5 protein-coding genes are annotated in these 4,096 nt (G+C 54.4%); all 5 read right to left on the reverse strand.

The annotated features are described in order from the left end of the window. Positions 1-47: 47 nt before the first annotated feature. The gene (locus tag VGE80_RS24885) at positions 48-536 is read right to left on the reverse strand and encodes a YciE/YciF ferroxidase family protein (protein WP_397570695.1); all 489 of its coding nucleotides are present in this window, start codon (positions 534-536) and stop codon (positions 48-50) included. A gap of 117 nt (positions 537-653) precedes the next feature. Next, positions 654-1,181 (reverse strand): hypothetical protein, encoded by a 528-nt coding sequence (locus tag VGE80_RS24890; protein WP_373651384.1) that lies wholly within the window; start codon positions 1,179-1,181, stop codon positions 654-656. Positions 1,182-1,240: 59 nt separating this feature from the next. Beyond that, a complete protein-coding gene (locus VGE80_RS24895) occupies positions 1,241-1,699 on the reverse strand; it encodes a BON domain-containing protein (RefSeq protein WP_397570694.1) in 459 nt (152 codons plus the stop codon). A gap of 544 nt (positions 1,700-2,243) precedes the next feature. Beyond that, a complete protein-coding gene (locus tag VGE80_RS24900; protein ID WP_373651386.1) occupies positions 2,244-2,813 on the reverse strand; it encodes a hypothetical protein in 570 nt (189 codons plus the stop codon). Positions 2,814-2,997: 184 nt separating this feature from the next. After that, a partial coding sequence (locus VGE80_RS24905) for a tetratricopeptide repeat protein (RefSeq protein ID WP_440594530.1) occupies positions 2,998-4,096 on the reverse strand: 1,099 nt, incomplete at its 5' end.

Here is a 4,096-nt window from a genome sequence, read left to right on the forward strand (position 1 = left end):
CGCTGTTCGAATGAACTTCAGTATCCGGACGGAAGTTCAGAACGCCATCAGATGGCTTCGCTGTTGATTGTCGATTCGGCCAGTTCCGTCAGCTTCTTGTTCGCGGCCCCTTCTTCATCGAGCGTTTGCTGCAAGAGGTCGGCAGCGTTATCGAAGCCGAGTATGTGAGCGAACGTACGGACACAGCCGTAACCGGCCATTTCATAATGTTCGACACGCTGGGCGGCAGTAATAAGAGCCGCGTCCATGACAGAGGGATCCGCATTCTCGGACATCACCTCAGATCCTTCTTCGATTAAGCCCTTCATGGCCTTGCAGGTTTTCCCCTTAGGGCTCAGCTCCAGTTCCTTGAAAATGGTTTCCAGTCTCTCGACCTGGACCTTCGTTTCTTCGAGATGATCGAGAAATGACTGCGCCAAATCGGGATCGGAAGCAGCCTTAGCCATTTTTGGAAGGGCTTTCAACAACTGGTTTTCTGCGTTGTAGAGATCCTTCAATTCGGCTACGTAGAGGTCCTGGAGGGTCGCGAGTTTCATGATTGTCCTTCAAATATGAGGGTTAAAGAGATTTCTTGCCTGCTCGGACGAAGTGAGACGGGCAAGGATTCGGCTCCGCCGGCTCGTCTGGCCTCCAAGCCGCAATGAAGGGTGATCTCAGTAGCGGGAGTTGCCGGTGACGACTTCACCTGACACGGTAACATCGCGTCCTCCAGCCTGTTCGATGACATGGCGAGCTCGGTTGAGCTCTTCATAGTCTTCGGAATGGACAGAAATCAGATAATCTCCCGACTTGACGGCTTCCTCGAACCGTGCTGCGTCGTTTTCCGAAACACCCATCCCGATCAAAGCACCGGTAATTCCACCGACGGTCCCGCCAACGGCAGCACCGCTGAGTGCAGCCATGATTGGACCGGCCGCAATAAAGGCTCCCAGCCCCGGAATGGCGAGCGTTCCGATACCAGCCAGCCACCCCAGTGTTCCGCCCAGCAGCAGGCCGGTTCCGGCCCCTGCCATCGCCCCCTCAGGAGCGTTCGTGTCGTGTCGATCTGCGAACTCGCGGGTGGCGGTCTTGTCCGCAGTGACGACCGAAATGTCGTTATTTGAAAACCCTGCCGCTTTCAGGTTGCGGATGATTGTGTCGGCCTGATTGGCCGATGCGGTACAGAAAATGGAAGTTGACATTCTAATACCTGACTTTCTGTTCGAATAATTCGTTTTGCCAAGACACCGTCTGTAAGGCTTTAGTTGGTGACAATTTCCAGCTGGCTGTCCACCTTGTCGGCGCCAGCGACCTCAGCAGCAATCTTCTCCACCGCATCCTTTTCTGCCTGCGATTCGACGCGGCCTCGAAGGCTGACCTGACCCGACTGGGTCGTGATCATCACGTTGTGGGCCTTCGAAGACAGGTCGGAATTGACGATCCGCTTGCGGATGTCTGCCGTGGTGTTGATGTCGCGCTGGTTTTCATCCTGATCGAATGGCGTCTTGTCATTGACACTCGTGCCTGGAGTGGCCGGGGTGGTGGAAGATGACCGGTCGGCGGGGTCACGCGTAGTTTCCGGCAGAGCGGGACGATTCGCTGTCACGGTAGTTGATGGTTCGTTGGTCTGCGTCGTGCGTGATGAATCGTCCATTCCGCAACCGACGGCGAACCCACCCAGGCTTCCTAAGAAAATTAGTGCCCACTTCTTTGTAATCATTGCTAGCTCCTTGTTAGTTCGGTTCTCGCCTATTCAGACATGGAGTGGATCGAACCACTGCTGGAGGAAGTATGTCGCAAATGGTAGGCCAGTCGCCTGAAGTTGAGCTCAATTCTCAGCGAATTCTTAGGGTTCTGGACCCTTATTGAAGAGCCAGTAGGCAACTAAGAATCCAGAGTAAACGATTCTGCTGAAGAGGATTCGCTACCTGGCACAATCAGGCAGCGAATGAATTAATGCAGTGAAAAAACAAGGCGCACGGTTTGGTGTAACGCGAATTCCGTCTCAGCCCTGAGTCAGGTGATTGGCTGATCGTCGTGCAAAGATGAATGAATGTGACTTGGTTTCGACCATGAAACCACGGTCCGGGTCAGGACGTATCCTGCATGCTTTGATAGCGTGCTGCTCAAAAAGACCTGGCGCTGCCGGAAGTCGGTATGAAGCGGAGAGAGTGTGCGTTGGCTGCTGGGGCGCTGGGAGAAGATGGCGTCGTGACTCGTGCGCAGCCGCGGTCTGCTGAGAAGAGGGCCCATAGACCCGAAAGTCAGTTACGAAAATCCGGGGGACTTCGCCGGGCCTGGATCCGGGTAGCAACAGACTTCTGTTCAGGTGATGAAGTGATCCGAATCTGCATTCCTGCTTTGAGGTCTTCCCGCTTCACTGTCAGACCCTCCAAGGTGACAACCAGCGAGGCACCAAATGTATACGTCGAGATTTCGCCGTTGATATCGAGCAGGCTGATCTGCTGATCGGTAAGACTTGCCAGCTTCCCGTCCTGTGTATTGGCGAAGGCTTGTTGCTTATCGAGCGCCTCGATTTCGATGGCGACTTGTTTATCTGATTTGAGTGTCGTTACGCGGATCTTCATTCCATTTTTAAGATCACTCACGGTGCAGTCTGAGCCGTCGCACGACACTTTGAGTTCCAGAGATAGAAGCAGAGATCGCTCCTTTCCCTTGGTGTCAGTCATTTGGAGTTTGTGGTCAGCATGCCGGATGAAGGTCCCGACAATCGTTGAATCTCCAGCAGCGTTCGCCTGAGCCGAGGCCTCACAACACAAGAGAAACATCGCGAAGAGCAACGCACTCGCGAAAGTTTTCGTTTCTGCAAACATGATTGCTTCCTCCTGTGTTTGAGCCGGTCACGATGTTACGCAAAAGATTCGAATGCACAAAGCCGGGGCCATATTTCTGCGGCGATGTCAAGTGGTTGAGGACGGATGCTTACAATGCAAGCACCTGCCGGCCGAATTGCATTTCGACCGGGCAGGTGCCGCAGCGACGGTTTTCACCAACGGGCTATGGAGTGCTCTGCCGACGGAAGTCGAGTCCCGGGTCCTCCTTCGGAGCACCAATCAACTTGAATTTGAACCTTCCGTCCTCGCCGGGTTCAATGCCTGCGATGAGAGAACCACCGTCTTTGCTCTCAAGAGCGATGACATTTCCCTCAATGGTGTAGGTCCCATCAAATTGATTGGTCGTATCTTTGTGCGCAAATTTCCATTGAAATTTGCCCTCGTTCTGGATCTGAATCTCGAACGTTGATCCATCGTCGCGTGTTGCCTTCCAGGTCCCGATCAGGGATTCCGGTTTCAACGGTGGGATCGCGGGATCCGGTTGAGCTCCGCTGTCACTGGTCGCTTCAGGGGGTTGAGGAGTCGGTGTTGTGGAGCCATCCGTAGTGGCGGCAACTTCTGGCTTCGCCAGCATTTTCAACATATCTGCTGCAACACGGTCGTTGGGGACGAGGGCAACCACCTGTTTCAACTGGGGGACTGCGGAATCAGGGTAACCATCCGCAATATAGTGATACGCGAGCAGGAACTTGGATGCTGCGTCATCCGGGTGTTCGCGGGTGAACGCCTCCAGGGCTCGCAGTTGTGTCGTGTACGTCGCCACATCCGAGTACATGCTGCTCAGCGTCGTCCAGTTCCAACCCGGGCCTACGGCCAGAACAGCGTGGATGGTCGCAGCAGCCTGTTGATAGTCTTTCTTCGCAAACAGAATCAAAGCTCGGAACTCGTGCATCACCGAGTCATCCGGACATTGAGTGAGGCCTCGGTTGATCGTATCCAGAGCCGCGTCATGGTTGTTTTGTTTGAATGCAGCGACGCCGTCATCAAACGCCTTCTCACAAGCGGAATTCTCCCCCGAACCCGTCGTTGAACGACTCTCTACCACTGATCCGTCGTTGACGATCACGCTACTATCGACAGGAGTCGTGCCTTCGATCGTGGCGCCCTGATAGTAAACGGGAATTGGCTGGGTGTAGGCGTAATTCCCCAATGATCCGTAGCTCGATAAGTAGTAGGGGTTACTATATGCAAGATAACCGCTGCCATAGGCCAGATACCCGAGCCCCCATGCTCCTAATCCCCACCCGAGCGGGCGGTAACCA

Origin of the sequence: Schlesneria sp. (assembly GCF_036405755.1) — a bacterium.
Taxonomy (GTDB): domain Bacteria; phylum Planctomycetota; class Planctomycetia; order Planctomycetales; family Planctomycetaceae; genus Schlesneria; species Schlesneria sphaerica.